General features: G+C 74.6%; 3 protein-coding genes. All 3 read right to left on the bottom strand.

Features of this window, described 5'->3' with window-relative positions; translation table 11 throughout:
- Window positions 1-275: 275 nt before the first annotated feature.
- Window positions 276-1718, bottom strand: a complete 1443-nt coding sequence (locus HMPREF3159_RS08590) for an MFS transporter (RefSeq protein WP_070500650.1) — start codon at window positions 1716-1718, stop codon at window positions 276-278.
- 323 nt (window positions 1719-2041) lie between these two features.
- On the bottom strand, window positions 2042-2533 hold the full coding sequence (locus HMPREF3159_RS08585) for an NUDIX domain-containing protein (protein ID WP_070500649.1): 492 nt from the start codon (window positions 2531-2533) through the stop codon (window positions 2042-2044).
- Between the two features lie 13 nt (window positions 2534-2546).
- On the bottom strand, window positions 2547-3303 hold a 757-nt coding region (locus tag HMPREF3159_RS08580; protein WP_141748143.1), incomplete at its 5' end, for a 5-oxoprolinase subunit C family protein.

Below are 3303 nucleotides of genomic sequence, written 5' to 3'. Positions count from 1 at the left end.
TGCGCCTACGACGGCTCCCTCGAGAAGTGAACTGAGCCCCGACCCGGCACGGCACCCCGGGCTCGGGCCCGGGATGACCGGCTCGGGCTGGGCACCCGGCCGGCGGCGCACCCTCACCCTTCGCGCGCCCCTCACAGGCCGGTTGTTCGACGTCCGGTACCAGGAAACTGGTACCGGACGTCGAACAACCGGGCCAGGGTGATGCGGGTCGGCGATCGCTGAGGCGCTGGGGGCTCGTGATCGCGCCGGAGGATCACCCTGAGACCTACTCCGACCTACTCCGCCAGCGCCTTCCCCCGCTGCTCGGGCAGGGTGAAGGCCGCGGCGGCGGCGACGGCGAAGGCGAGCGCGAACACCCCGAAGGCGAGCCACTGCCCGCCGGCGAGCACCAGCGCCGGCACCAGGAACGGGGCGATGATCGAGGCGAGGCGGCCGAAGGCGGCGGCCGCGCCCGCGCCCGTGCCGCGCACCGCGGTGGGGTAGAGCTCCGGGCCGATCGCGTACAGCGCGCCCCAGGCGCCGAGGTTGAAGAAGCTCAGCAGGCAGCCGGCCACCAGGATCATCGCCTCGGAGTCGGCCATGCCGTAGCCCACGGCGGACAGCGCCGAGCCTGCGAGGAAGATCGTGAGGGTCCAGCGCCTGCCGAGCACCTCGATCAGCCAGGCCGCAGCGGCGTAGCCGGGGATCTGGGCGAGCGTGATGATCAGGGTGAAGGTGAACGACTTCGTGAGGTCGAAGCCGCGGTCCACCAGCAGCGTCGGGATCCAGATGAACGCGCCGTAGTAGGAGAGGTTGATGCAGAACCACACCACCCACAGCCCGGCGGTGCGGGCGCGGAGGGACGCCGACCAGATGCCGCCGGTCGCGACCTGATCGGCCTCCGGCACGACGCCGACCGCGTCGGCGGAGACACGGCCCCCATCGCCGACGCCGGTGACCTTCGCGTCGGGCGCGGTGCGGGTCCCGGAGGAGTGCGGGACCGCCGGAGTCCCGGCATCGATCCCGGCGGAGGCCTCGAAGTCGCGGACGATCCGCTCGGCCTCCTCGTGACGGCCCTTCGCCTCCAGGAAGCGCACGGACTCGGGCATCCCGAGACGGATCACCAGCGAGTAGACGGCCGGGATCATGCCGAGCGCGAGCGCCCAGCGCCATCCGGCCGGCCCCGAGGTCGCCACGAACGTGCCGATCACGGCGGCGAGGATCCAGCCGCCGGCCCAGAACGCCTCGAGCCACACGATGATCCGGCCGCGGATCCGGGCCGGCGCGAACTCGCTCATCAGCGTCGAGGCGACGGGCAGCTCGGCGCCGAGACCCAGGCCCACCACGAAGCGCAGCGCGATCAGCGCGCCGACGCCCAGGGCGAGGGCGGAAGCGCCGGTGGCCAGGCCGTAGACGAGGAGGGTGAGGGCGAAGACGGAGCGTCGGCCGATCCTGTCGGCCAGCAGCCCGCCGAGGCTCGCGCCGATCGCCATCCCGGCGAAGCCGGCGGAGGCGATGAGGGACCCGTCGGACTTCGCGAGGTCCCAGTGCACGGTGAGCGCGGCGATGACGAAGGAGATCAGGCCGACGTCCATCGCGTCGAGCGCCCAGCCGATGCCGGAGGCGCCCAGCAGCTTGCCATGCTTGCGGGTGAAGGGGAGGCGGTCCAGGCGCTGCGACCGGGTGAGCGGCCGGCTGACCGAGGCCGCGGACTCCGGGGCGAGGGGGGAGGGGCTCATGTCATCTCCGACGACGAGGGGAGGGGTGGGCACATCATGGCCCACCGCGACCGCTGCGTCGTGCGGCGTGGATCACACCGACGGGCGCCGCGGCGCGCTGCCGGGGGCAGGACTCCTGGTCAGAGTGAGAAAAAGTGGGACGTCTCGGAACGGTTGCGGTTCGGGGGTCGTCTCGCGCGGTCTCGGCACGCGGGACGACCGGCGGCCGACGGGCGTCGCGCACGACGTGCGTCGCGCCCCAGGGGCATTGCCGCCGGCGAGCTGCCGCGCCCGGCGGGCCCCGTCGGCCGCTCGGCCGCGGACCTCCCGACGGGACCGACAGGTCAGCGCCGGGGATGGGAGGCGAGGTCCACCTCGGCCTCGCCGCGCAGCACCGCGAGAGCGCGCCGGGCACGGGCGGCGCCCCAGGTCGAGAGCAGCTCTGCCCGGTCCTCCTCGATGAGCGCCCAGTCGTCGAGCTCCGAGGCCTGCGGCACGATCTCCGCCTCGAGCTGCGCGCGGGGGATCACGCCGGCGTCGAAGATGAAGTGCACGCCCATCGGCGCGCTGCGCACCGGACTCGCCGGCAGCCAGTCCACGGCGAGAAGGCGGCCCACCTCGACGTCCAGGCCCAGCTCCTCCATGACCTCGCGCTGGGCGCACTGCCGGGCGTCCTCGCCGGGGTCGACGCCGCCGCCGGGCAGAAGCCAGTGCGGGCGGTAGTTCGGCTTCTCGATGACGAAGCGGCCGTCCTCGTCGCGCAGGATCACCGCTCCCGAGGTGATGACCTTGGGCAGCGAGGCGAAGTAGGCGGGGTCGGGAAGGAGGCGCGGCATGCCTGCCATCGTGTCATCGGCGGGCGGGTGGCGACCAGCGCGTCCCGTCGCCGTCCGTGGTGACGAAGCGCAGGAGCGTGCCCGGCCCCGCCTGGGCGAGACGGTCCAGTCCCGTGCGCGTGACCACGGAGATCACCGGGTAGCCGCCGGTGGTGGGGTGGTCGGGGCCGAAGACGACCGGGAGCCCCGAGGGCGGCACCTGCACCGCCCCGGGCAGCATCGGTTCGCTCGGCACGGACGCCGCGCCCGGGGGGACCGGGAGCGCCGGCCCGTCGAGTCGCACCCCGACCCGGTCCGAGTCGGGTCGCACCGTCCAGGCCGTGCCGAGCAGCGCCTCGACCGCCTCGTCGCCGAGCAGCTCGGCGCGCGGCCCGATGAGCACGGGGATGCGGATGGTGTCCTCGTCGGGATGCTCGGCCGACGACGACGGGACGGCGTCCCCGGCGGCAGGCACCGCGTCGAGGCCGCGCTCGGGGCCGACGAGCAGCAGGTCGCCGGCCTGCAGCGGATCCGGGCCGAGGTCGCAGAGGGTGTCGCGGGAGCGTGCGCCGAGCACCTCGATCGGCGCGTCGTCGCCGGGGTCCTGCCGCCTCACCTGCGTGATCCCGCCCCGGACCGCGAGGACCAGACGCAGCCCGTCCGCGGCCGGGCCCACCTCGATCCGGTCGCCGGGGTCCAGGGCGAGGGCGCGTTCGCGGGAGGCGTCGGCCGGCAGCTCCACGTCGCCGACCTCGTCGTCGCCGCGCCCGATCCGCACCGGGGCCTGCGCG

Origin of the sequence: Brachybacterium sp. HMSC06H03, from assembly GCF_001807385.1 — a bacterium.
In the GTDB taxonomy this organism is placed as follows: Bacteria; Actinomycetota; Actinomycetes; order Actinomycetales; family Dermabacteraceae; genus Brachybacterium; species Brachybacterium conglomeratum.
This window is presented reverse-complemented; position numbering and strand designations above follow the sequence as displayed.

Excerpts from the sequence above, each read along its gene's own strand:
- HMPREF3159_RS08590 (WP_070500650.1), bottom strand. The coding sequence starts at position 1,718 with ATGAGCCCCTCCCCCCTCGCCCCGGAGTCCGCGGCCTCGGTCAGCCGG.
- HMPREF3159_RS08585 (WP_070500649.1), bottom strand. The coding sequence starts at position 2,533 with ATGCCGCGCCTCCTTCCCGACCCCGCCTACTTCGCCTCGCTGCCCAAG.